The organism is Psychroserpens mesophilus, from assembly GCF_050617655.1.
Classification (GTDB): domain Bacteria; phylum Bacteroidota; class Bacteroidia; order Flavobacteriales; family Flavobacteriaceae; genus Psychroserpens; species Psychroserpens mesophilus_A.
The window spans coordinates 1-341 of the sequence record NZ_JBODQC010000090.1 but is presented as its reverse complement, the minus strand read 5'-3'; the positions used below and the strand labels follow the sequence as shown (position 1 = coordinate 341).

Sequence of the window (341 nt, the reverse complement as noted above, 5' to 3'; positions counted from 1 at the left end):
TTTACGAAAATGATTCCGAGCGCCAGATTATCACCGCCTATATGGAGGCGCTCGAAGAACAGCGGGTCTACGACCGGCCAATTGTGACCGAGGTATCCCCCCTCACCCAATTTTACATGGCCGAGGAATACCACCAGGATTACGAACGAATGCAACCGGATAACCCGTACATCCAAAATGTCTCCGTCCCGAGGCTCAACAGGTTTAAGGCCAATTTTCAGGATTTCCTCAAAGAGGACATTCATTAAGTAAACCGGGTTTCGGCCCGTCCGGGGAATCGACTTTTCGGCCTGCCCGGGGAATCGGGCTTCGGCCTGCCCGGAGATTCGGGCTGCCGGGCG

General features: G+C 54.8%; 1 protein-coding gene. It reads left to right on the top strand.

All coding sequences use genetic code 11. The annotated features are described in order from the left end of the window. Nucleotides 1-248 (top strand): peptide-methionine (S)-S-oxide reductase (locus ACRHNM_RS16455; RefSeq protein ID WP_431137714.1); only part of this gene is annotated, 248 nt, incomplete at its 5' end. Nucleotides 249-341: the final 93 nt, after the last annotated feature.